Origin of the sequence: Pseudomonas anguilliseptica (genome assembly GCF_900105355.1) — a bacterium.
Classification (GTDB): domain Bacteria; phylum Pseudomonadota; class Gammaproteobacteria; order Pseudomonadales; family Pseudomonadaceae; genus Aquipseudomonas; species Aquipseudomonas anguilliseptica.
In genome coordinates, this window is record NZ_FNSC01000001.1 from 2,528,901 (window position 1) to 2,551,970 (window position 23,070).

General features: G+C 60.2%; 22 protein-coding genes and 1 pseudogene. 5 read left to right on the forward strand and 18 right to left on the reverse strand.

The features are described 5' to 3' along the window. Positions 1-73: 73 nt before the first annotated feature. Positions 74-1,234: an AAA family ATPase gene (locus tag BLW24_RS12125; RefSeq protein ID WP_090380908.1), complete on the reverse strand. Its 1,161-nt coding sequence runs from the start codon at positions 1,232-1,234 to the stop codon at positions 74-76. A gap of 124 nt (positions 1,235-1,358) precedes the next feature. Beyond that, a complete protein-coding gene (locus BLW24_RS12130; RefSeq protein ID WP_090380909.1) occupies positions 1,359-3,728 on the reverse strand; it encodes a DNA polymerase II in 2,370 nt (789 codons plus the stop codon). A 151-nt stretch (positions 3,729-3,879) separates the two neighbouring features. On the opposite strand from BLW24_RS12130, the gene BLW24_RS12135 reads away from it, so the two are divergent. After that, positions 3,880-5,877 (forward strand): peptidase U32 family protein, encoded by a 1,998-nt coding sequence (locus tag BLW24_RS12135; protein ID WP_090380912.1) that lies wholly within the window; start codon positions 3,880-3,882, stop codon positions 5,875-5,877. A 208-nt stretch (positions 5,878-6,085) separates the two neighbouring features. Here BLW24_RS12135 and BLW24_RS12140 read toward each other — a convergent pair whose 3' ends face one another. The 14 genes from BLW24_RS12140 to BLW24_RS12200 all read right to left on the reverse strand — a co-directional run bounded on the left by BLW24_RS12140 (position 6,086) and on the right by BLW24_RS12200 (position 18,823). Next, positions 6,086-7,066, reverse strand: coding sequence for an IS5 family transposase (locus tag BLW24_RS12140; RefSeq protein ID WP_090375326.1), 981 nt, complete (start codon positions 7,064-7,066; stop codon positions 6,086-6,088). 40 nt (positions 7,067-7,106) lie between these two features. Further along, complete coding sequence (locus BLW24_RS25935; protein ID WP_090380918.1) at positions 7,107-7,310, reverse strand: hypothetical protein; 204 nt, start codon at positions 7,308-7,310, stop codon at positions 7,107-7,109. Between the two features lie 120 nt (positions 7,311-7,430). Further along, on the reverse strand, positions 7,431-8,522 hold the full coding sequence (locus BLW24_RS12150; RefSeq protein WP_090380925.1) for an IS630 family transposase: 1,092 nt from the start codon (positions 8,520-8,522) through the stop codon (positions 7,431-7,433). Positions 8,523-8,535: 13 nt separating this feature from the next. Beyond that, positions 8,536-10,083: an efflux RND transporter permease subunit gene (locus BLW24_RS26800; RefSeq protein WP_167360360.1), complete on the reverse strand. Its 1,548-nt coding sequence runs from the start codon at positions 10,081-10,083 to the stop codon at positions 8,536-8,538. After that, positions 9,968-11,602, reverse strand: coding sequence for an efflux RND transporter permease subunit (locus BLW24_RS26805; protein WP_090380933.1), 1,635 nt, complete (start codon positions 11,600-11,602; stop codon positions 9,968-9,970). Before BLW24_RS26805 ends, BLW24_RS26800 begins: the two co-directional genes overlap by 116 nt. Further along, positions 11,602-12,786 carry an efflux RND transporter periplasmic adaptor subunit gene (locus BLW24_RS12165; RefSeq protein ID WP_090380938.1) on the reverse strand — a complete coding sequence of 395 codons (1,185 nt, stop codon included), beginning with the start codon at positions 12,784-12,786 and terminating at the stop codon, positions 11,602-11,604. The genes BLW24_RS26805 and BLW24_RS12165 overlap by 1 nt, the downstream gene beginning before the upstream one ends. Continuing rightward, on the reverse strand, positions 12,759-12,881 hold the full coding sequence (locus BLW24_RS26810) for a hypothetical protein (protein ID WP_276326438.1): 123 nt from the start codon (positions 12,879-12,881) through the stop codon (positions 12,759-12,761). Before BLW24_RS26810 ends, BLW24_RS12165 begins: the two co-directional genes overlap by 28 nt. Continuing rightward, positions 12,868-14,283, reverse strand: coding sequence for an efflux transporter outer membrane subunit (locus BLW24_RS12170; protein ID WP_167360361.1), 1,416 nt, complete (start codon positions 14,281-14,283; stop codon positions 12,868-12,870). The genes BLW24_RS26810 and BLW24_RS12170 overlap by 14 nt, the downstream gene beginning before the upstream one ends. Before the next feature lie 8 nt (positions 14,284-14,291). After that, positions 14,292-14,468 carry a DUF418 domain-containing protein gene (locus BLW24_RS26815; RefSeq protein WP_090380944.1) on the reverse strand — a complete coding sequence of 59 codons (177 nt, stop codon included), beginning with the start codon at positions 14,466-14,468 and terminating at the stop codon, positions 14,292-14,294. Continuing rightward, complete coding sequence (locus BLW24_RS26820) at positions 14,446-15,117, reverse strand: DUF418 domain-containing protein (RefSeq protein ID WP_090380949.1); 672 nt, start codon at positions 15,115-15,117, stop codon at positions 14,446-14,448. The genes BLW24_RS26815 and BLW24_RS26820 overlap by 23 nt, the downstream gene beginning before the upstream one ends. Before the next feature lie 9 nt (positions 15,118-15,126). Beyond that, positions 15,127-15,459: a DUF418 domain-containing protein gene (locus tag BLW24_RS12185; protein WP_090380952.1), complete on the reverse strand. Its 333-nt coding sequence runs from the start codon at positions 15,457-15,459 to the stop codon at positions 15,127-15,129. 256 nt (positions 15,460-15,715) lie between these two features. Beyond that, positions 15,716-16,687, reverse strand: a complete 972-nt coding sequence (locus tag BLW24_RS12190; RefSeq protein WP_090380954.1) for a DUF2860 family protein — start codon at positions 16,685-16,687, stop codon at positions 15,716-15,718. Between the two features lie 169 nt (positions 16,688-16,856). Continuing rightward, entirely contained in the window at positions 16,857-18,149 is a 1,293-nt protein-coding gene (locus BLW24_RS12195; protein ID WP_090380958.1) for an ATP-binding protein, read from the reverse strand. After that, a complete protein-coding gene (locus BLW24_RS12200) occupies positions 18,149-18,823 on the reverse strand; it encodes a response regulator (RefSeq protein WP_420874989.1) in 675 nt (224 codons plus the stop codon). Before BLW24_RS12200 ends, BLW24_RS12195 begins: the two co-directional genes overlap by 1 nt. 232 nt (positions 18,824-19,055) lie before the next feature. Here BLW24_RS12200 and BLW24_RS12205 point away from each other — a divergent pair, with 232 nt between their 5' ends. Then, on the forward strand, positions 19,056-19,361 hold the full coding sequence (locus BLW24_RS12205) for a tyrosine-type recombinase/integrase (protein ID WP_090380961.1): 306 nt from the start codon (positions 19,056-19,058) through the stop codon (positions 19,359-19,361). 110 nt (positions 19,362-19,471) lie between these two features. Beyond that, positions 19,472-19,612 (forward strand): annotated as a pseudogene (locus BLW24_RS12210) (RHS repeat-associated core domain-containing protein); the annotation flags it as partial. 66 nt (positions 19,613-19,678) lie between these two features. Here the strand turns inward: BLW24_RS12210 and BLW24_RS12215 are convergent. Further along, positions 19,679-20,707: an IS30 family transposase gene (locus tag BLW24_RS12215; protein WP_090375993.1), complete on the reverse strand. Its 1,029-nt coding sequence runs from the start codon at positions 20,705-20,707 to the stop codon at positions 19,679-19,681. On the opposite strand from BLW24_RS12215, the gene BLW24_RS12220 reads away from it, so the two are divergent. Both BLW24_RS12220 and BLW24_RS25590 read left to right on the forward strand, forming a co-directional pair. Then, complete coding sequence (locus tag BLW24_RS12220) at positions 20,654-21,118, forward strand: hypothetical protein (protein WP_090380966.1); 465 nt, start codon at positions 20,654-20,656, stop codon at positions 21,116-21,118. The genes BLW24_RS12215 and BLW24_RS12220 overlap by 54 nt on opposite strands. Continuing rightward, the gene (locus BLW24_RS25590; protein ID WP_139272662.1) at positions 21,115-21,366 is read left to right on the forward strand and encodes a hypothetical protein; all 252 of its coding nucleotides are present in this window, start codon (positions 21,115-21,117) and stop codon (positions 21,364-21,366) included. The genes BLW24_RS12220 and BLW24_RS25590 overlap by 4 nt, the downstream gene beginning before the upstream one ends. Positions 21,367-22,062: 696 nt before the next feature. On the opposite strand, the gene BLW24_RS12225 is transcribed toward BLW24_RS25590, so the two are convergent. Further along, positions 22,063-23,043, reverse strand: coding sequence for an IS5 family transposase (locus tag BLW24_RS12225; protein WP_090380972.1), 981 nt, complete (start codon positions 23,041-23,043; stop codon positions 22,063-22,065). Between the last annotated feature and the right edge of the window lie 27 nt (positions 23,044-23,070).

The window sequence follows — 23,070 nt, forward strand, 5'->3', positions numbered from 1 at the left end:
ATCCACCATCGGATCGCAGCGGGTGGATGGGTGAAGCGTTTTCCACCCCTCGAACGGCCCTGGCCGCCAAGGGTTAACTCGGCCACTTCCAGGCTGGTTCATCGAGCATGCCCTGGCCCTGGATCACGGTTTGTCCCAGCTGTTTTTCCAGGACGATGGCGTTGCACTCGGGGTGCTGCTCCAGGGTGGCGATCAACCGACTGGCGTGGGACACCACCCACACCTGGGTATGTTGCGAGGCGGCGATAATCAGCCGGCCGAGGGCGGGCAGCAGATCCGGGTGCAGGCTGGTTTCCGGTTCGTTCAGCACCATCAATGAGGGTGGCCTTGGCGTGAGTAGGGCGGCGACCAGCAGCAGGTAGCGCAGGGTGCCGTCCGACAATTCGCTGGCCGACAACGGTCTTAGCAAGCCCTCCTGGCGTAACTCCACGGCAAAGCGCCCGCCTTGTTGAACGTCGATACGCAAACGTGCGCTGGGGAAGGCGTCGCTGATGGCTGCATCCAGCGCAGCGGCATCGCCGATTTCACGAATGGTCTGCAATGCTGCCGCCAAGTCACGGCCGTCGTGGTGCAAAACCGGCGTGCGGGTGCCCAGTTGCGGCTGGCGCGCGGGCGCTTCGGTATCGCTGCGAAAGTGATCGTAGAAGCGCCAGCGGCGGATATGTTCGCGCAGCTGAAACACTTCCGGGCAGGCGGAATCCTTGCCGATTTGATCGAACAGGCTGTCGAAACTCGGCAGATGCTGGGCCATCACCTGCCAGTTGCGCCCTTCACGTATACGCACCATCGGCCCGGCGCGATCCACCAGCAATGAGGCAGGGCGATAGCTTGCCCCCGCCCAGATGCACTCACGTTTGATCTCGGGATCCAACGCGAAGGCGGACAGGCTTGGCTCCGGCAGCCCGAGGGAAATGGCATAGCTGAAATCATCACCGGCAAAACCCAGGCGCAGGCGCCTGACCTCCTTGCGCGGGCCTCCCTGCACCGGCACCTCGCCGCTGAGCATGCGCCGGCTGAGGGTTTCCGGCCCGGCCCAGAAGGTGGAGTCCAGCCCGCCCTCACGGGCCAGGGCATTGACCACGCCGCCCTGCGCGGTTTCCGCGAGCAGGCGCAGGGCGCGATAGAGGTTGGATTTGCCGCTGCCATTGGCTCCGGTGACCAGATTGAGCCGGCCCAATGGCAGCACCAGATTATTGATTGAGCGGTAGTTGGCGACGGCAAGGGTGTGCAGCATGGGTGTCGTCCTGACGATTGATTAATGGATGCTGGCAGCATGTAGGGGGGATGACGCTCTTTTTATCCACCAGTTAGGCCGTGAATGGTGGATGGGTAAAGCGCCATCCACCCTACAAGAGCGTTCAAAACAACCCCAACTGCCCGCCGATCAGCGTGGCGAAGTCATCCTCGACAAAGGGCAGGATGGCATCGGCAACCGGTTGTAGTTGGCGGCTCAGGTAGTGGTCGTAGTCGATGACGGCGCTGCGTGCTTCCAGCGGTTGTGGGCCAGCGCTGGTGATCACATAGCTGATCCAGCCGCCGCGCTGGTATTGCAGCGGGCGGCCTTGGGCGGCGTTGAACTCATCGGCCAGGCGCGCGGCGCGTACATGGGGCGGCACGTTGCGTTCGTAATCGGTGAGCAGGCGGCGCAGGCGCTTGCGGTAAACCAGCAGCTCGTCCAGTTCGCCATTCAGGGTGCGGCTGACGTAATCACGCACATAGTCCTGATAGGGTTGGCCGAGGAAGATGCGCTCATACAGCTCGCGCTGAAACTGCTGGGCCAGCGGCGACCAGTCGCTGCGCACGGTTTCCAGGCCCTTGTAGATCATCTTGTGGCTGCCGTCAGTCTGGCTGACCAGGCCGGCATAGCGCTTCTTGCTGCCTTCCTCGGTACCTCGGATGGTCGGCATCAGAAAGCGCCTGTAGTGGGTTTCGAACTGCAGCTCCAACGCGCTTTCCAGGCCGTACTCATCACGCAAGTGATCGCGCCACCAGGCATTAACCTTGGCCACCAGGCTGCGACCGATCTGCCCCGCCTCCTCTTCGCCGTGCGGGCGTTTAAGCCAGACAAAGGTGGAGTCGGTATCGCCGTAGATCACCGCATAACCCTCGGCCTCGATCAGCGCGCGGGTGCGGGCCATGATCTCGTGGCCGCGCAGGGTGATGGAGGAGGCCAGGCGCGTGTCGAAGAAGCGGCAACCGCTGGAACCGAGCACGCCGTAGAAAGCGTTCATGATGATCTTCAGCGCTTGCGACAGCGGTGCGTTGTGCTCGCGCTTGGCTGCCTCACGGCCCTGCCACACTCGCTCGACAATCGCTGGCAGGCAGTGCTGAGTACGGGAGAAACGCGCCCCGCGAAAGCCTGGCACCGAATGCGCGTCGTCCGGTTGACGCAGGCCTTCGATCAGCCCCACCGGGTCGATCAGAAAGCTGCGGATAATCGACGGATACAGGCTCTTGTAATCCAGCACCAGCACAGACTCATACAGCCCCGGCTGCGATTCCATAACAAAACCGCCTGGGCTGTCTTGCGGCGGGTTGTCGCCCAGGTTCGGCGCGACAAAGCCACGGCGGTGCATCAGCGGCATATACAGGTGCTCGAAGGCAGCCACCGAGCCGCCGTTGCGGTCGGCGGGTAACCCGGTGACCGTGGCGCGTTCCAGCAGGAAGTCGAGGATCGCGGTCTTGCCGAAGATCCGCGTGACCAGCTCGCAGTCGCGCAGGTTGTAGCGCGCCAGGGCCGGTTTGTCCTCGCGGAACATGCGGTCGATTTCGTCCATGCGCTGGTAGGGCGTGGAGATATCCTTGCCTTCGCCGAGCAGGCTTTGCGCGACGTTTTCCAGGCTGAACGAGGGGAAGCTCCAGGTTGCCGAGCGCAGCGCCTCGATACCGTCGATGATCAAGCGGCCGGCCGCGTCGGCAAAGAAGTGGCCGTTACCGCTGCCGTGCTCGCGCCACTGCATCTCGCTGCCATCGCGGCCCAAACGCAGGGGGATGGCCAGGTTGCGCGCGTGTTCGTGCAGCACACGCAAGTCGAACTGCACCAGGTTCCAGCCGATAAGAGCATCAGGATCATGTTCAGCCATCCACTGGTTCAGGCATTCGAGCAGCTCGCCACGGCTGGCGCAGTACTCCAGCTGAAAATCCACCGCTGGCGGCTGTTCCGGCGTACGGCCGAGCATATACACGTTGCGCTGGCCGCAGCCTTCAATGGCGATGGAATACAGCTCACCAAAGGCGTTGGTTTCGATGTCCAGCGAGGCCAGCTTGAGCGTCGGGCGGTAATCCTCACAGGGTTTGATCTGCGCCTCCAGTAGCAGGGCCGGATTGGCCACATCGGGCGTGCCGGTGAACTGCACGGGGGCGGTGATAAAGCGCTCCATCAGGTAGCGTTCGGGCGGTCGCACGTCGGCCTCGTATACATCCAGGCCGGTGCGACGCAGCTGTTTGTCGAGATCCATCAAGGTGCGGTGCTGCTGGCAATACAGGCCGAGTACCGGGCGCTGGTGAAAGTCCTTGAGGCTCAGCGGCCGCAGCTCGACACCGCGTTCGCCCGCCAGCAGCGCCTGCGCCTGCTCGCGTTGCCCAGCCGGAATAAATGCCACCGAGGTTTGCAGTGGCAGACGCAGCAGGCGCGGGCCGTGGTCGGTGGCCAACCAGAACTCCACCTGCGTGCCGGCCGGCGTATCACGCCAGTGTCGGGTCAGCAGAAAGCCCTGTTGTAAGTCCACCGCGTCATTCTCGACTGAATTTGATCGGCCAATTCTACCCAGGCTTCATCTGTATGCCCATACAGTTATTGGGCGGCTGCCAAGCGGGCACAGACAAATCGGCTATTCCGAGTAAAATGCTCGGCCTGATTGACTGCCCGATACCCAGACCATGTCCCTGCCCAAGCACCACCTCGAACTGTTAAGCCCGGCGCGCGATACCGCGATTGCCAAGGAAGCCATCCTGCACGGCGCCGATGCCGTGTATATCGGCGGCCCAGGCTTTGGGGCGCGGCACAACGCCAGCAACAGCGTGGCCGATATTGCCGAGCTGGTGCAGTTTGCCCACCTGTTCCATGCGCGGGTGTTTGTCACCCTCAACACCATCCTGCATGAGGATGAGCTGGAGCCGGCGCGGCAGATGATCTGGCAGCTCTATGAGGCGGGCATCGATGCGCTGATCGTGCAGGACATGGGCGTGATGGAAATGGACCTGCCGCCCATCGAGATCCACGCCAGCACCCAGTGCGACATCCGCACCCTGGAAAAAGCCCGTTTCCTCGACAACGCCGGCTTCTCCCAGCTGGTGCTGGCCCGCGAGCTGAATCTGCAAGAGATCAACAATATCTGCCGCAACGTCGATTCGGCGGTCGAGTTCTTTATCCACGGCGCGCTCTGTGTGGCCTTCTCCGGGCAGTGCAATATTTCCCACGCGCAGACCGGGCGCAGCGCCAACCGTGGCGATTGTTCGCAGGCATGCCGCCTGCCGTACACCCTGAAAGACGATCAGGGTCGCGTGGTGGCGTTTGATAAGCACCTGCTGTCGATGAAGGACAACAACCAGACCGACAACCTGGTTCATCTGGTCGATGCTGGCGTGCGCTCGTTCAAGATCGAAGGGCGCTACAAGGACATGAGCTACGTGAAGAACATCACCGCGCATTACCGCCGCGAGCTGGATGCGATTCTCGAACAGCGCCCGCACCTGGCCCGCGCGTCCAGCGGCCGTACCGAGCACTTCTTCACCCCGGACACCGACAAGACCTTCCACCGCGGCAGCACCGATTACTTCGTCACCGACCGCAAGGTGGACATCGGCGCGTTCGACTCGCCGACCTTTACCGGTTTGGCGGTGGGTTACATCGAAAAAGTGAATAAACGCGACCTGATCGCCGTGACCGACACGCCGCTGTCCAACGGCGATGGCCTCAACGTGCTGATCAAGCGCGAAGTTTTGGGTTTTCGCAGCAACATCTGCGAGCTGAAAGGCGAATTTGAAGAAGACGGCGAGAAGCGCTACCGCTACCGCGTCGAGCCCAATGAGATGCCCGAGGCCATGCACCGCGTGCGCCCGCAGCCGCCGCTCAACCGCAACCTCGACCACAACTGGCAACAGGCCCTGCTCAAGACCTCATCCGAGCGCCGCATTGCGGTTAGCTGGCAGCTGGCCGTGCAGGGCGATCAGTTGAATGTGAGCGTCACCAGTGAGGAGGGCATCAGCGCCCGTGTCAGCCTGAATGGCCCGTTCGCCGCCGCCAAGGATGCCGAGCAAGCCCGCGAGCAACTGGCCGATGGCCTGAGCAAGCTGGGTACCACCATCTACTACAGCAGCGGCGCGCAGATCGATTGCGAGGTTGTGCCCTTTATCCCCGGCTCGCAGCTCAAGGCCCTGCGTCGCGAAGCCATCGAAGCCCTGACCCAGGCCCGCGTCGCCGCTCACCCGCGTGGCGGGCGCAAACCGGTCAGCGTGCCGCCGCCGGTGTACCCGGAGTCGCACCTGACCTTCCTCGCTAACGTCTACAACGACAAGGCCCGCACCTTCTACAAACGTTACGGTGTGCAACTGATCGACGCCGCCTACGAGGCCCACGAAGAGGCGGGTGATGTGCCGGTGATGATCACCAAGCACTGTCTGCGCTTCTCCTTCAACCTCTGTCCCAAGCAGGCCAAGGGCGTCACCGGCGTGCGCACTAAGGTCTCGGATATGCAGCTGATTCATCAGGACGAAGTGCTGACCCTGAAGTTCGACTGCAAGCCCTGCGAGATGCATATCATCGGCAAGATGAAGGGCCATATCCTGCATCAGCCGCAACCGGGCAGCGCCCAGAGCAAGGGCGGCGCGGTGGGCTATATCTCCCCGGACGATTTGCTGAAGACCATTAAGCGCTAGGGCGAGCGGGGCTCGTCCTGCGGTTTGCCAAAGCGCTCCGCGAACAACAGCCAAGCCATTAGGGGTCCTCTGAAGTAGCCATGCATTTCTGGCTGACGTCAGCCTCTGCTGATTTCGAAAGTGATAAATCGATCAAAAACGATCAGATTACCGGCTCATTTCTGTGTTTTTAGCCGCCGCGAGCACCTCGCGGCAGCCATTTCCAGCATTACGGGCGCACCTCTCCTGCATTCGTCAGTAAATGTCGGCGCGCCATCCACAGATTTGACAGCGCGAATAAAGTCACCAGTTGCGCCGTGTTTTTGACCAGGCCACGGAAGCGCGTCTTCACATAACCGAACTGACGCTTGATCACCCGAAACGGATGCTCGACCTTGGCTCGCACTTGGGCCTTGGCCTTCTCGATTTTGCGCTTGGCTTTGTACAGCGCGCTGCGCTTACCGAGTTTCTTGTAAGTGCTACGCCGTGCTGCAACCTGCCAGATCACTTGACGGCCCTCATGCTCGGGGCGCTTCTCGACACCGGTATATCCGGCATCGGCCCCCACCATGTTTTCCTCGCCGTGCAGCAGCTTATCGACCTGGGTGACATCCGCCACGTTGGCGGCAGTACCCACCACGCTGTGCACCAAGCCAGACTCGTCATCCACCCCGATGTGCGCCTTCATGCCGAAGTAATACTGATTGCCTTTCTTGGTTGAGTGCATCTCAGGGTCACGCTTACCGTTCTTGTTCTTGGTTGAACTCGGCGCGTTGATCAGCGTGGCATCGACGATGGTGCCTTGGCGCAGCGACAAACCACGGTCACCCAGGTAGCCATTGATCACGGCCAGGATGCCGGCAGCCAGTTCGTGTTTTTCCAGCAAGCGGCGGAAGTTGAGGATGGTGGTTTCGTCAGGAATGCGCTCCAGAGTCAGCCCGGCAAACTGGCGTAGGATGGTGGTCTCGTACAGCGCCTCTTCCATCGCCGGATCGCTGTAACCGAACCAGTTTTGCATCAGATGCACTCGCAGCATCGCCATCAGCGGATAGGACGGTCGGCCGCCTTCACCCTTTGGATAATGCGGCTCGATCAAAGCGATCAACCCTTTCCATGGCACTACCCGATCCATCTCGATCAGGAACAATTCTTTGCGGGTCTGCTTGCGCTTGCCGGCGTACTCGGCGTCGGCGAAGGTCATCTGCTTCATCGGAAAACTCGGCGGGTGGAGTGCGGATATTTTGCCAAAATCAGGAAGTCTTTTTCAGACCATCCTTAGGTGTGCTCTCGGATTTGATGTATTCACTCCTACCGTCTGCCGGCGGGAAGACATAGACCGCGTTGTCTGTCTTCATCTGCCGCGCTTCCTCTAGGGCGTTCAGCGCCCTGTCGTTTAGCAGTAAATCCCTCGCGTACTTAGTCTTAACCCGTTCGTGGATCTCGCCGCCAACCATCACCCGGCTCACTTGCCGTATACAGATGCCTCAATTCAAGCCGCTTCCAACTTCCGGCTTTGGTAGTTCTTGATGCTTACCTCGCACAACACACCACAGCCGCCCTAGTGGCCTGTCTGGTTAATCCAATAACTCATTCCGAATTACAGCCAGCTTTGCTCGATGCACGGAGCTGATAATCGACTCAGCCGTTTTGCTCCAGCGGAACGGCTTAGCCGAATGTTCGTTATGAGCCTCAATGAAGCGACGTATCGCCGCTCTCAGGTCAGCCACGCTGCTGAAGGCATCACGATAAAGCGCCCGTCTTTCCAGTTGCGCAAACCAGCCCTCCACGGCGTTCAGCCACGAGGCGCTGGTCGGTGTGAAGTGCAGCTTGAAACGGGGATGCTTCTCCAGCCATTCCCTGACGGCAGCGGTCTTGTGAGTCGAGCTGTTGTCCAGAATTACATGCAGGTCCAGCTCGGCGGGGGTGCTGCGGTCGATCTGTCGAAGGAACTCCAAAAACTCCTTGGCCCTGTGCCGCTGGGTGATACGGCCGATGACCTTACCCGTCAGGATGTCAAAGGCTGCGTACAGACTGGCCGTACCGTGGCGCTTATAGTCATGCGTCCGCCGCTCAATCTGCCCGGGCTTGAGCGGCAGCATGGGCTGTGTGCGGTCCAGCGCCTGGATCTGTGTTTTTTCGTCAACAGATAGCACCAGGGCGTTGTCGGGCGGATTCAAATAGAGCCCGACGACATCGACCACTTTGTCTGCAAAGTGCGGGTCGTTACTGATCTTGAAGGTTTTCAACCGGTGCGGCTTGAGGTCGGCAGCAGCCCACACCTGTGCGACCTGCCAGATGCTGACCCCAGCGTACTTGGCCATCAACCGTAGGCTCCAGTGGGTAGCTTCGCGCGGGACTCGCTGGGTCGTCAGCGTCAGGATTTCCTTGATCTTCGCTTCGTTGAGCTTGCGAGGCGCTCCACTGCGCCGCAGGTCACTCAGCCCCTCCAGACCGGTCTCCTGGTAGCGTTTACGCCATTTGAAGACCACTGGCGCAGAGACTTGCAGCTGCTCGCTGATCTCCTTGGGCGTGAGACCGTTGGCCAGCAGCAACAGAATTCTGGCCCGCTGGCCGATGCTCTGAGGCGGCGATCCCATGCGTAACCAGCCTTGCAGCATGTCGGCATCACTGGGACTCAAGAAGAATGGGGCTGCTGGCCGGGCCATATGGGAGCTCAATTCATGACGATAGAGCGCGCAGTATACTGGCCCGGCATTGGATTAACGAATTTTGCAGACAGCTCACTAGATCCGCAAATAACAGGGTCAACAAGGGCACCGCAAACAGTGTTATCAGGGTCGCAAACAACTCGCCATAGACCAGCGAGACCGCCGCCGGGATCAGGTATTGCGCCTGTTCCGAGGTTTCCAGCAGCAGCGGCATCATCCCGGCAAGGGTGGTCACTGTGGTCAAAAAGATCGCCCGAAAGCGGCTGGCACCTGCCTCGACTAGGGCTTGATCGCGAGCCATACCGTCCTCCACCAGTTGGTTGTAAGTGGTCAGCAGCACCAGGCTGTCGTTCACAACAATGCCGGTCAGCGCCAGCATGCCGAAGAACGACAGCACGCTCAGCGGGATGTCGGCGATCAGGTGACCGGCGATGGCGCCGGCGATGCCAAAGGGAATCACCGACATGATTATGAACGGCTGGCTATAGCTCTTCAGCGGCACGGCCAGCAGGGCGTAGATAAGCAGCAGGGCCAGCAGCAAAGCGTGTTGCAGCCCACCCTGCAGGGCACCTTCCTCTTCCAACTCGCCAGCGGCTTTGATTTCCAGCCCTGGATAGCGTTGGTGCAAGTCCTTGAACACTCCTGCGCGCAGCGCCACCATCAACTCACGGGCACTGACGGTATTTTTGTCGAGGCGGGCGCGGATCATCGCCGCACGCTCGCCGTTGCGCCGCCAGATCGATGCGCTGACGTAATGCGATTGCACCTCGGCCACCGCCGCCAGCGGCAGCCATTGTCCCTGCGGGGTCATGATGCGGGCTTGCAGCAAATCGTCGAGGGAGTCGCGCGCCGACTTCGGGTTACGTAGCTGCACCTTGAGTTCGTCGCCGCCGCGCTGCACCTCCAGGCCGCCATAGCGGTGGGCCACCTCGGCAGCCAACTGTTCTAAGGTGATGCCCAGGCGCCCGGCCTCAGGCTTGAGACGTAGATAGATCTCGGGCTGCGCGCCCTTGAGGTCATCGCGCACATCGACCACCCCGGCCAGCCCGCGCAAGGCGGCGCTGATCTGCTCGACAGCGGTCTTGAGCACAACCTCGTCGCTAGCTTGCAGGGTCAAGGCGAAGCCGCCGCCGGTTTCCTCGGAGCCGGAGAACTCCAGCAGCGTCACCCCCTCCAGCGCGCCGACCTTGTCGCGCCAGCGGCGCACCAGTTCCTCCGCGCCCAGGCTGCGCTGGCGCTCGGGAGTCAGCTCAGCGTAGATCTCCACTTGCTGGGCGCTGTTGATCGCCGTCATCACTTTCTCGATGGGTGGGCGCTGCAGCTGCTCCGCGGCCATGGCTTCGCGGTTGACCTCCTCGGCCATGCGCTCCAGCCGTGCCGCGTGGGCCTGGGTCAGGGCGAAGGGGCTCTGCACGTCCATCTCCAACTTGACACTGATCAGGCTACCGGGCACCTCGGGAAAGAAACTGGTGCGCACCTTGCCGGTCACCGCCAAGCCAATACCCAGGGTGGCCAGAGCGACAAAGCCGACCAGCGCGGCATAGCGATGGCGCAACACCTGATGCAATGCAGGCCGATAGCCATGGCGAATCACCCAGGCCGGCGTTGAGACTGGCTTGCAGGCGTGCCCAGCTCTGCGCCAGTCGCGAGCTACCAGGCTTACGCGTCAGGTCGATGGCCGCCAGGTGGGCCGGGAGAATGAACTTGCTGTCCAGCAGGGAGAACAGCAGAGCAATGATCACCACGCCGGAGAAGCTGGCCAGGACCTTGCCCAGAGGATTGTCGATCAGCAGCATCGGGTAGAAGGCCGCCACCGAGGTCAGCACCCCGAACACCGTGGCGGTGGCCACCTTGTGCACACCGCTCTGGGTGCCGAGGATCGGATCGGCGATGCGACTGCGCTCGCTGAACACGCTTTCGCCGACCACGATGGCGTCATCCACCAGCACCCCCAGCACCACGATCATGCCGAAGGTGGTGATGTCGTTGAGCGAGTAGTCGAAGCGATCCCACCCCATCAGCCACAGGGTGCCGGCAATGGATACCGGAATACCCATGGCCACCCAGAAGGCCAGGCGCACGTTGAGAAACAACGAGAGAATGATCAGCACCAACAGCAGGCCCTGCACGGCGTTGCTCTTGAGCAGTGCCAGGCGATCGGTGATGTAGTCGCTCTGGTCGGCCCAGATATCGACCTTGATCCCTTCGGGCAACTCGCGGCGTAGCTGCCTGACCACTGCCTCGGCCGCCTCGCTGACCTTGAGCAGATTGCCCTTGCCGTCAATCTGGATCTCCAGGCCGATGGCCGGCAGGCCTTGGTAGCGCACCTGGCTTTGCGCCTCGACGAAGCCATCGGTGATGCGCGCGAGATCGCGCAGCAGCAGCTGGCTACCATCGGCGCGCACGCGGATAGTGCCGGCGGCGGTCTTCAGCTCCCCGCTGCGGTAGAGCAAGGAGCTCTGGTTGATCTTGGCCGCCACCTCGGCATAGTTCAGGCCATGGGCCTCGAGCCGTAGCGGGTCGAGCTCGATGCTGATCTCCGCGACTTCCTCGCCCCATTGGTTGATCTTGGATATTTCCGGGCGCGCCTGCAGTTCAGCCTTGACCCGACGCCCCAGACGCTGCAGGACATCGGCCTCCACCGCGCCGTAGACCTGGACGATCAGCGCCGGGAAGTTGAACTCCTCGCGGCTGATGACCGGCCGCTCGGCCAGCTGCGGCAGACTGGCAATGGCGTCGACGCGAATCTTGATGTCGTCCAGCAGGCGCTCCAGCGGGTAGCCGCCGTCCTTCTTGACCCGCACGTAGGCGCTGGCGTCGCTGGAGAAACTGACGATGCGCTGCGCACCGGGCAGCCCCTCCAGAGCTTTCTCCAACTTCTGCGCGACGGCCTCGTCGACCTGGGCGGCGCTGGCTCCGGGGTAGTAAACCGAGATGCCCACCGAGTCGGCTGGCACCTTGGGAAATCCCTCGATGCGCATCTGCGAGACGCTGAGTAGGCCGGCCACCAGGATCAGGCCCATAAGCAGATTGGCCGCCACCGGGTTGCGGATAAACCAGTTGGTCAAGGCGTGCATCAGCGAGTCGCTCCAGCAGCAAGACCTACGTCGGCAACGGCGTCCACGCGACCGGGCTCGGCCGTCACCTGAGTGCCCGGCACGAAACTGGCCAGGGGCGTCAGGACGATTCGCCAGACCTGCGCTGCACCATGCGGCTTGCCATCCCGGTCAGTGGCCGGCGGTGGAAGGTAGGGCGCCTCTTGGTCGGCGAACAGTGGCTGCACCCGGTAGCGGCGCAGGCGGTCGTCCCTGTCCAGGTACCAGACAAAGCCGTCGCGGGTATGCGCGCTCTGCGGTACCCGCAGCAGCGTGTCGAAGCGACGCCCCGGCAGCTGCACGCGAACAAACTCGCCGGGGAGCAGCGCGACCTGTGGTTGCGCCGTCGCCGATAGCACACCAGGTTGTTCGACGCTCAGATACAGGCGACGCAGGCGGCTGTCGCGTTCAACTTGCCCGCCCTGCCGTTCCATCCTGGCGGGCCAGTGCTGGTCGCCGCGGATGTTCTGCACCTCGGCCTGGCGATCTTGCCAATCGGCCGCCAGCAGTTGCCACTGCTGCTCATCGAGCAACACCGGGATATCCAGGCGGCGGCTATCGAGCAGCTCGACCAGGGGCTGGCCGACCTCGACCGCATCGCCCGGGTTCACCGAGGTGCTGACAATTACCCCGTCGTAGGGCGCGCGCACTCGGGTGTAAGCCAGTTGCGTCTTGGCATCGCTGAGGGCCGCTTGGGCGGCCTGCAGTTCGGCCTGCGCGGCCTGCAGTTGCGGCTGGTGCAGGGTCAGGGGCGAGTCGGGCGCATCGCCCAGGGCCGCCCGCTGCCAATTGCGCTGCGCCTGTTGCGCCTGGCGCTGGGCCTGCAGATGCTCGACCTCGGCGCGGCGCAGGCGGTTGTTGGCCTCAGCCACGGCGGCGCGGTAGGCGCTGTCCTGCAAGCTGAGCAGCAGCTGGCCTTTGCGCACGGGGTTGCCTTCGCGCAACGTCGCTGCGATCTCGCGCACCTCACCGCGCACAAAGGCCTTGATGGTCGACTGCCAGCGTGGCTTGACCTCGGCCAATACGTTGACCTGAGCGGCGTGGCTGCTGGCGGCTACTTCCAGGTAGGACACCACTGCGCGGGCGTGCTGGGTCTGCGGTTGCAGAGCCAGCGCGGCCTGTTCGCCGGCCATCTCGTTCAGCGCGACCAGTACGGCGAGCAGCACCAGCAGCGCCGCTTAGGTTTGCCTGGCGGGCTGTCTGCCGGGTTCTGCTTGAGGTTGGCGGCGCTGGCATCGCGCTGCTGTTCAAATACGCTCATCGTGCTTCTCCACTGCAAAGCCCAGCGCTTGCGCCAGGAGCACTCTGTTGTCCAGCCGGGCGGCTTTGGCCTGGATCAGGCGGGCATTGGTCTGCAGCAGTTTCAGGCGCGCATCGATCAGATCGAGGATGTCCACCAGGCCGCTGCGGTATCTGTCTTCGTAGAGTTGCTGCAACCGCTGTGCCTGGGTTTGCGCCGCGTGCAGGCGCTGCAGCTGCTGGCTGAGTGACTGTTCCTGGGCCAGGGCATTCTCGACCTCCTGCACGGCCGTCAGCAGCACCTTGCGATAGGCCCACCAACCGCCCTCGGCATCCGCCGCTGCGGCCTGGGCCTGGGCGCGCAAGCTGCCTGCGTTGAACAGCGGCTGGGTGATGCCGCCGACCAAGGACCAGACGCCGTCGCCGGCGCCACCGAACAACGTGCTCATGGCACCCGATGCGGCGCTGCGGCCAAGGTTGCCGGACAGGTTGATCGACGGCAGCAGCGCCTTGTAGCTGGCTCGGGTCTGGGCGTCCAAGGCTTGCAGACGGTGAAACGCGGCCTGGATGTCGGGTCGGCGAGCCAACACGCGCGCCGGCAGTTGGCGGGGTGGCATGAGTATCTCCGGCAATGGTGCCTCGTCGACCAGCTGGGTTGCCTTGGGCATCCGTCCGAGCAACAGGTGCAAGCTCCGCCGGTTGCGCGCCAGGGCCTCAGTGCTGGCCATCAGGTCGGCGCGCGCGCTCTGCTGCTCCAGGCGCACAGCGGAGAGGTCTTCCAGGGGCACGCCGCCGCCTCGATAGCTGTCCAGCACGATGCGCTCGATCTGCTCCAGGGCCTCGAGCTGCTGCTGTTGGTTGCGCAGGCTGGCCTGCAGCGACCAGGCCTCGACCCAGGTGCGCAGAATGACCACGCTCAGGGCGTTACGTGCCGCGGCATAGTCCTGCGCCAAGGCCGCATCCTCGGTTCGCGCCGCCGCGCCCTGATCGGCCAGCTTGCCCCACAGGTCCAGTTCCCAAGCGAGGTTCAGGCCAAACTCATAGGCCTGGCTGTGGCTGTAGTCGCGGTAGCTGCGGGTTTTGTTCCAGGCCAGGTCGAGGGCTGGATAGCGACGGGCGTCGACCGGCTTGAGCAGCAAGCCGGACGCCTTGAGTCGCAGCGCCAGCTGATTCAGATCCGGGTTGGCGCGTTGCGCCTCGTGCAGCAATTCGGCCAGCCGTGGGTGTCTGAACAGGTCGTCCAGACTGTCGAAGAAGGGTTGTTCCTCCACCACGGACGCCGACTCGGCCTGCCAGCGTACAGGAAGGTCCACACGCGCCTGTTCGGCGCTGCGTTCAGGCGCTGTCAGTGAGCTGCAGCCTGCTTGCAACAGGGCTGCCAGCAGCCAGCCCAGCGTCGCGACACGCCTCGAATCGATAGACATGGCGACCCTCATGACGGCTCAACCGAGCCGTTTACGGGTTGCCCACGGCCCTTACTCAGCACACGCCACAACCCCTCGAAGGGACCGTACTGGAAACGTGCCAGCCAGGCATTGGCAAACAGCAGTTGCACCAGCCAGATGGCGGCGCAGACGCCCATCAGTTCACCAACCCAGGCCATGGCCATAGAACAGGCTGGTGGCGATCAGCGTCTGGCTCAGGTAGAGGGTTAACGCCATGCGCCCGGCGTTGCCCAGCCACTGCAACAACCTAAGTGCGGCGAAACGCTTGCAGAGCCACATCACCAGGCCGAGGTAAGCGCCGGCCAGCAGCAGGCTGGCAAAATAATTAGGCAGCTGGCCAACAGAGGCGGAAAAAGCGTACTGCCACTGGTGTTGCTGATTCAGCCACAGCCCCCACAGCGTCAGCGGCAAGCCCAAGGCGAATCCCAACAACATCAGTCGAATATAAAAGCCACTGGAACGCTGAGCACTGGTGATGCCCAGGCGATACAACGCCATGCCAAGCAGCATCAGGGCGCACACACGCCAGATCAGAAACAGTGGGAACAGCCCCAGATGCATCTCCAGCGCGGCTTCAATGCGCAATTCTAATTGGGTCAGCCAGGTGCCTTGCATCAGGGCAATTTCACGAGTCAGGGCGGCAGCATCCGGTTGCCACTTGGCCTGGGCCTCGGCGTCGACTGCGCCGCCGTCCACCAGGATAAGCAGCACGGGTACGGTCAACAGCACGCCCGCCAGGATGATCTGACGCGCCGGCGGCCAGTTGCGCAACCCCATGATCAGCAAGGCGCACAGGGCGTAGATCAGTAGCACGTCGCCCGGTCACAGCAAATAGGCATGCAGTGCGCCGAACAGGGCCAGCCACAGGTGACGGCGCAGCAGGTAGCCTCGCGTATTGCCGCCCTTACGCTGTTGCAGGTCGGACATCAGGGCTAGGCTGGTGCCGAACAGCAGGGAGAACAGGGTCATGAACTTCGATTCGGCGAACACATAGCTGAGGTCGAAGACCCAGGCGTCTGCCACCGATCCCGGCAGTACGCTGGGGTTGAAGTAGGCCATCTCGGGCAGACCGAAGGACTGGATATTCATGATCAGGATGCCCAGCACGGCAACACCGCGGAGCACGTCGATGGCCATCAAACGGCCATTGGCCATAGGCCTTGGCCTACTAAACAACGGAAACAGGGAACCCAGATGCATACCGACCTTCTTTAGCGTTTTAGACGCGGCAGTATCGGTAAAACTGTCAGAGGGGGCTGTTGCGCTTCGGTAGGGGTTTGTCAGCGACTGTCAGCGTGGAAAGTGCAGGCAGATGCGGCTGCCGCCCAGGGCGCTGTCTTCGATCAGCATCTGGCCCTGGTGCGGTTGTACCTACCCGTTATCCGTTGCCAACAAAGACATGCAACAGGGGTTAAAACGTGTAGGTCATGGCTAAATCAATGCCTTGGCTTTCACCTTCATAAAACTTGATATTGCTGTTGTCTTTACTGTAATGCAGCCCTGCGCTCAGCTCCCAGTTCGGCAGGTTGAATGGCCGCAGATAGGTGGCTTCTAGGCCCAGAGCATAGCTATCGAGGTCTTGCTTCTTGGCAAAGATCGGATTGACGTCATCGCTCTTTAGCGCAGAGCTCGTCAGATGGGCACCGAGCTCCCAGCCTTGCAGGCCCAGGTAGGCGTAGCTCAGGTCAAACTGCATGCCGTCCATCGCCATGGCTCCGCCATCAAGATTCCGATTAACATAGCTCAGGCTCGGGGTGATCAGGTGGACGCTGGATGGCATCCAGTGATAGCTAACCGCGAGCGTCTTCTCGTCACCCTCACGGTTGAGCAGTTCCCGCTGCGCCGGGGTCAGCCGGAGTGCGGTGCCACTGAATTCGTCGTCCACTTCGATGGAGCGCTGGCTGTAGGTGATATCGAAGTCCGACTCGAAGATGTGCTCCCAACCAAAGATCATGCCAGTGCCACTGGTCTCGGTATCGTCGCGCTCAACCCCGACTGCGTAAGGGTCTTTCCACACCTCGTCGCCCCCGGACAACAACAGGCTGGCGCGCAGATTGCCTAGGTTACCCAGACCTTGGCGAATACCGGCACCGAGGTCGCCTTGGTCACCGTGCTCGGTACCCGCGAACAGCTGAGTGCGGCTGCCAATAAAGGTGTAAGACAGTTCAAGGCCAGGACCAACCTCAGTACCGCTATCGGTCTTGGGGGAACTGTAGAGCGAGTCGATGACTTCAGCACCAGCTATGTTGTTTTTGAGCGATCTGCTTCCGACGGCAAGCGTTACGGAGCCAGCAAAGCCAGCCGTAGCCGGAATCTGGTCATAGGCTTGCGCCGTGAAGATCATGACACTGTTGATGGCCACGCATAGCAATTTCTTGTTCATGGTATCTCTCTGTGACGTGATAGGGCGCTTTAGGTAGGAAACAACGGAAACAGGAAATCCCGACGCATACCGACCTTCTTTGGCGATTTAGGTGCGGCAGTATCGGTTGGGCGGTGAGCAGATGTTGTGGCGTTTCGGTAGGGAGTTTGTCAGCGATTGTCAGCGATTGTCAGCGCGGAAAGTGCAGGCAGATGCGGCTGCCGCCCAGGGTGCTGTCTTCGATGAGGATTTGCCCTTGGTGTTGCTGCACAATGCGCTGGACGATTGCCAGGCCCAGGCCAAACCCACCGATGGCCCGGCTGCGGCTCTGGTCCAGGCGGGTGAACGGCAACAGCACCCGTTGCCGGTCGGCGAGCGGAATGCCATGGCCATCGTCCTCGACCACCAGGGTCAGGTGGTCGGCCTGTTGCTGCACGCTGATTTGCACCTGCTGGCGGGCATAGCGCTGGGCATTGCGCAGCAGGTTACTGAAGGCTCGCAACAGGTCGCATTCACTGGCTTCTAGCTGCAGCTCGTCGTCACACTCAAGCCGGTAGTTCAGGCCCGACTGCAGCGGCCCGAGCTTGTTCAGCTGCTGCGTTAGCAACGGTTTGAGGCACAGGGACTGCTTGCTGATGGCGTCGCCGCTGTGGCGCAGCCGTGCATAGGTCAGCAACTCATCCACCAGTTCGTCGAGTGCATCGATGTCCACATCCATCTCGGCGATCTGCTCGCGTAGCCGCTCGACATCGTCAGTACTGCGGGTCAGGTCCAGGGCAAAGCGCAGGTTGGCGATCGGTGTGCGCAACTCGTGGGCCACCGCACCGGTCATGGCCTGCTGCTCCTGCAACAGTTGATCGAGTTGCTGGGCCATGCCGTTGATGTCACTGGCTAATTTGCCCAGCGGTGCTGGGGCCTTTTCATCGGCGCGGGCATCCAGTCGACCCGTTCCGATCTCGCGGCTGACCTGGGCCAGTTGATAGATATGGCGTACCAAGGGACGCGCCAACCACCAGACTGACAAGGCGATGCCCAACAGCAAACCGAACAGCAGCACCAGCAAGATCCAGTTGTAACCGGCATAGAGCTGGTTGCTGGCCTGGTAGCGCAAGACTCGCTCGGGGTATCCGGCCAGCGGGTAGTAGAGAGTGATGCTTTCTGCCAACGAGTCGAGGTCGAGACGAACTGCTACACCCTCGGCTTGCATTTGTTGACGCTCGGCTGCGGTCAACGTATCGAGCGTCACGCTGTCGATAGCAAAGGGGTAGTCACCGGCCATTGGTTGCAACAGGCCAGGCCATTGGGTTTGCGGCACATCTGACAGGCGCTGCTGAATCAGGCTATTGAGCGCGCGAGTGAGCCAGATATTCTCCTGGGCCATGCTCGTTTCATACTGTCGCCCGAGCAGAGTGGAGGCAATCAGAAGGGAAATCACCAGAGCCATGACCAGACCCAGATAGAAACGCACGAAGAACTTCAGCATCAGTTAGCCAAGAACAAATAGCCCTTGCTGCGCACCGACTTGATATAGCGGTGTGGAGGCAGGCTGTCGTCGAGTTTCTTGCGCAGGGTCGAGATGCGTTGATCCAGCGAGCGGTCCAGGCCGTCGTATTCGATGCCGCGCACGGCTTGGAACAGGCGCTCGCGGCTGAGGATCTGGCCGGCGTGCTGCATCAATACCTGGAGCAGGTCGAACTCGGCGTCGGTGAACTCGAGCAACTGCTGCTGCTGATACACCTGCCGATTAACTCCATCCAGTTGGATATCCTGCACGGCTAATCGCTGCAAGGGGGAGGCAGTCTCGACGACAGGCGCAGAGCTACGCCGCCACAGGGCATTGATCCGTGCCAGCAGCACATGCGGGCGCAGTGGCTTGGTCATGAAGTCATCGATGCCCAGATTCAGCGCTGATGCTTCGGTCAGGTCATCGTCCTGGGCGGTGATCATCAGAATCGGCCCAGTGTAGCTAGGACGAAGCTGCTGGCACACGGCGATACCGTCCAGTCCAGGCAACATCAAATCGAGAATAATCAGATCCGGCAGCGTGGCTAGAACGAGGGCCTGCACCTCGTTACCCCGATCACAATGACTGACCGCAAAGCCTTCGCTGCGCAGAAAAGTCTGGATCAGGCTCGATAGGCGAGGATCGTCCTCCACGAGGAGGATGTTTTTTTGCAACAGAGGATCATTAACCACGTGACATACGATCCAATTGACAGGGGTTCTCGAAGCGTCACAAATGCTATGCCCTCAGAAGACACAGCACAAACTCAGAATGATACTAGATCCAAAATACAGCGGATTGAATCGGCCCTACGCTTATAAGGGGAATTGAGTGACTGCTTTTGGGCCAGAATGTGTAAAAACGACCTGGTGAAGCCTGGCGACAATGGCCAGCGGTGAAGCGCTCTTTCTGGGCATAACTGGCAAGCGCATCCAGAAAAGTAAGCTAACGACGCTTGTTGGTGCGTACATCCGGCGTTCCGGCATCGGTAAAAGTGGTTCCTGCCACGCGCTTCGTCACGCAACAGCGACACACATGCTGCGCAATGGGGCGGACATCCGTTATGTGCAGGAAATGCTGGGGCACAAGTGCATCGAAAGCACCCAGATATACACACACGTGACCATCACGGACCTTCAAGGCGTGTATAGCAAAACGCATCCGTCAGCCCTGGGCCCACAGTCGAGCTGATCTTGATTCGGCACTGAGTGGCGGAGCTCAGGGTAGAAGGTCCGCCACTCACTCTGTAATGTGCTGCCGATGTGATTAGGTAGCTCGGGAGCCAGAGGTGCTGATGTGAATTAGTTTACAGCTACTTCCGCGATTACGACCCCGAGACTGGGCGGTACGTCGAAAGTGATCCGATTGGGCTCAGCGGCGGACTTAATACCTATGGGTATGTCAAGGGTAATCCTCTAGTCTACTCAGATCGTTATGGGCTAAAAGTTGTTTTCGACGACAGTGCGCCCGGTATTGGTAGGCGGTTGCAGGAGCTGAGTGCAACACGGTTATTGAATTGACGCTGGCGCATCATGCCGCATAGCCATGGCTTCTTGCATTACTTCGCTCATGACTTCGATCGGGCACTTGAAGTCGAAGCGCTTACGCGGCCGCATATTCAGTTGCAGTGCAATGGCATCCAACTGTTCTTGGCTGTGTCCCGACAAGTCTGTGCCCTTGGGCAGGTACTGGCGAATGAGGCCGTTGATGTTTTCGTTGCTGCCGCGCTGCCAGGGGCTGTGTGGGTCGCAGAAGTAGATCGCTATGCCGGTTCTCTGGGTGATCTCGGCGTGCCGCGCCATCTCCCGGCCCTGGTCGTAGGTCATGCTCTTACGCATCGCCAGCGGCATACGATTGAGTGCGGCGCTGAAACCTTCCATCGCCGAGGTCGCCGTCGCATCGTTCATCTTGATCAGCATCAGGTAGCCACTGGTGCGTTCTACCAAGGTGCCGACCGACGAGGCGTTGGCCTTGCCCTTGATAAGGTCGCCCTCCCAGTGGCCCGGCATCAGGCGGTCTTCAATCTCCGGCGGGCGCACGTGAATACTGACCAGCTCCGGGAGCTGGCCACGTCGATCCACGCCGCCAGAGCGCGGCCTGCGCGTCGTCTTGCTTTGGCGCAGGCAGATAATCAGCTCCTTGCGCAGCTCGCCGACCGGCAAGGCATAGATCGCGGTATAGATCGTCTCGCGACAGACGTAGGCATCTCTGAGGCTGGGTATGTTCATGCTGCGCAGCTTGCCGGCAATCTGCTCGGGAGACAAACGCTCACGCAGCATATGGGTCACCAACTCGAAGCGTTCACTACCGGGCAGCAGCTTTCGCTTGGGCCGGCAGACTTGGCGCCGGGCTCTCATCTGCTGCTGCGCCGCACGGGCCGAGTAACGACCGCAGACCTCTCGATTACGGCGCAACTCGCGACTGATAGTCGAGGGGGATCGGTTGATCAGGTGGGCAATCTTGCGCAGGCTAAAGCCTTGGGCATGACCGATTTGAATAGTGGCGCGCTCTTCAACGCTGAGTTCGGAATAAGACATAGGGGCAGCACCGTATCGGAAAGATCAGGTGTTGCACTCAGTTTTTGCCGCCGCCGTATATTGAAAAGCGATTATGAGGCTTTGAAGACGACAGAGCATGGCGCTAAAATGTGCAAACAGCTTGAAGACTTGCCAGGCAATTACACTATAACAACAGTTGGAGCGCCAAATACTGCATGGTATAACGGTGAAAAGCTGACTATAAGAATAGATCCAGGTTATCGCCCTGTCATTGATACAAGCGAAGGAAGAATGCACTCCGATCCAATTAGTCTTATGGGACACGAAGTTGGGCATGCAGCCACAAAAACTTTCGACGAAATGACCAATATTAACAATAATGAGAATCCTATTCGGAAAGAGCTAGGGCTCCCACCAAGAACTAGTCACAAGGCGCATAAATCGTTATGAATTTTAGAATTATATTTTTAGTCGCAGTGTCTTTTTCTGCATCGGGGTGTGCCTCACTTAAAAGTGAGTGCGGAAGCGCTTCGTATATACCATTCGATGCTCTTTTGTATGCTGCAGAAAATGAGGAAAGCATCGCTGAAAGAGCTTTTTATAAAAAAGCGATAACTAGTGAAGGGTTTTCAGATATTATAAATTCTGATTTTACATCTGATCAGCTTGGATACAAAAAGGCGATACAAGAGCTGTAATAGTTATTTCTGGTGATACCTATTTTGTAGACGTGAATGGCGTGATCAGAAATGGTGACAAATATTCAAGGGTCGAAATTAGTAAATTTGAAAGCGCCTTGTCAGAAACGTGTCAGTGACATGTGGCTTGCATCCGGATTCAAATGATTGGTGCTCTAGGTCAAGCAGTAACAAGTTAGGTTGAATTTCCTGCATGTAAATTAAGCCCAGCCACGCGCTGGGATTTTTATTCATTGATTTTCTTGTGGTGATCACTTGTGGGGTTTCGTATTTATTTGGTTGCGGTAATACTTGCAGATTACACCGCGCACTCTGAAGCCATATATCATATCTATGATATATGGCTAAAAACCTTGCAGATTGAGTTGGCGTGTTCGGAGTTGTGCATTTGACCACCTACCTCAGGTGTATCAATTTCACCAGCTGGGTGTTCAGACTTTTTCGGTTCAAGGTGTCAGGTTAGGCCAGCAGGGTGTTCACGTTGGGCCAGCCCCTACAGCTTTGGTGTGCCACTGGCGCCGTTCTGGGGGATGAGGCGCGACATGCCTAGGGATGGTCTGAAGTAGCCCTGTATTTCCGGTCAACTTCAGCCTCCGCTGATTTTGAAAGCGGAAAACTGATCAAAAACGATCAAGTCATCCGCTCATTTCGGTGTTTCTGGCCGCCGCGAGCACCTCGCAGCGGTCATTTCCCACATTACAGGCGCACCTCTCCTGCATTCGTCAGCAAATGTCGACGGGCCATCCACAGGTTCGACAGGGCGAACAGCGTTACCAGTTGTGCGGTGTTTTTGGCCAGGCCACGGAAACGCGTCTTCACATAACCGAACTGACGCTTGATCACCCGGAACGGGTGCTCGACCTTGGCGCGAACTTGCGCCTTGGCCTTCTCGATCTTGCGCTTGGCTTTGTACAGCGCGCTGCGCTTACTCAACGTGTTGTACGTACTGCGGCGGGCTGCGATCTGCCAGATCACTTCACGGTCTTCATGTTCTGGCCGCTTCTCTACGCCGGTGTAACCCGCGTCGGCACCCACCATGTTTTCTTTGCCGTGTAGCAGCTTGTCGACCTGAGTAACGTCTGCAACATTGGCTGCCGTGCCGACCACGCTATGCACTAAACCCGACTCGTCATCGACGCCGATGTGCGCCTTCATGCCGAAGTAATACTGGTTTCCCTTCTTGGTCTGGTGCATTTCCGGGTCACGCTTACCGTCCTTGTTCTTGGTCGAACTCGGCGCATTGATCAGCGTGGCATCGACGATGGTGCCTTGGCGCAATGACAAACCGCGGTCACCCAAATAGCCATTGATGACGGCCAAGATGCCCGCAGCCAGTTCGTGTTTCTCCAGCAATCGGCGGAAGTTGAGGATGGTGGTTTCGTCGGGAATGCGCTCCAGGCTCAGACCCGCAAACTGGCGCAGGATGGTGGTCTCGTACAGAGCCTCCTCCATCGCCGGGTCGCTGTAGCCGAACCAGTTCTGCATCAAATGAACCCGTAACATCGCCATCAGCGGATAGGCTGGACGTCCGCCTTCACCCTTGGGGTAATGCGGTTCGATCAAGGCAATCAAACCCTTCCACGGCACAACCTGATCCATCTCGATCAGGAACAGCTCTTTGCGGGTTTGCTTGCGCTTGCCGGCGTACTCGGCGTCGGCGAAGGTCATCTGCTTCATCGGAAAACTCGGCGGGTGGAGTTCAGG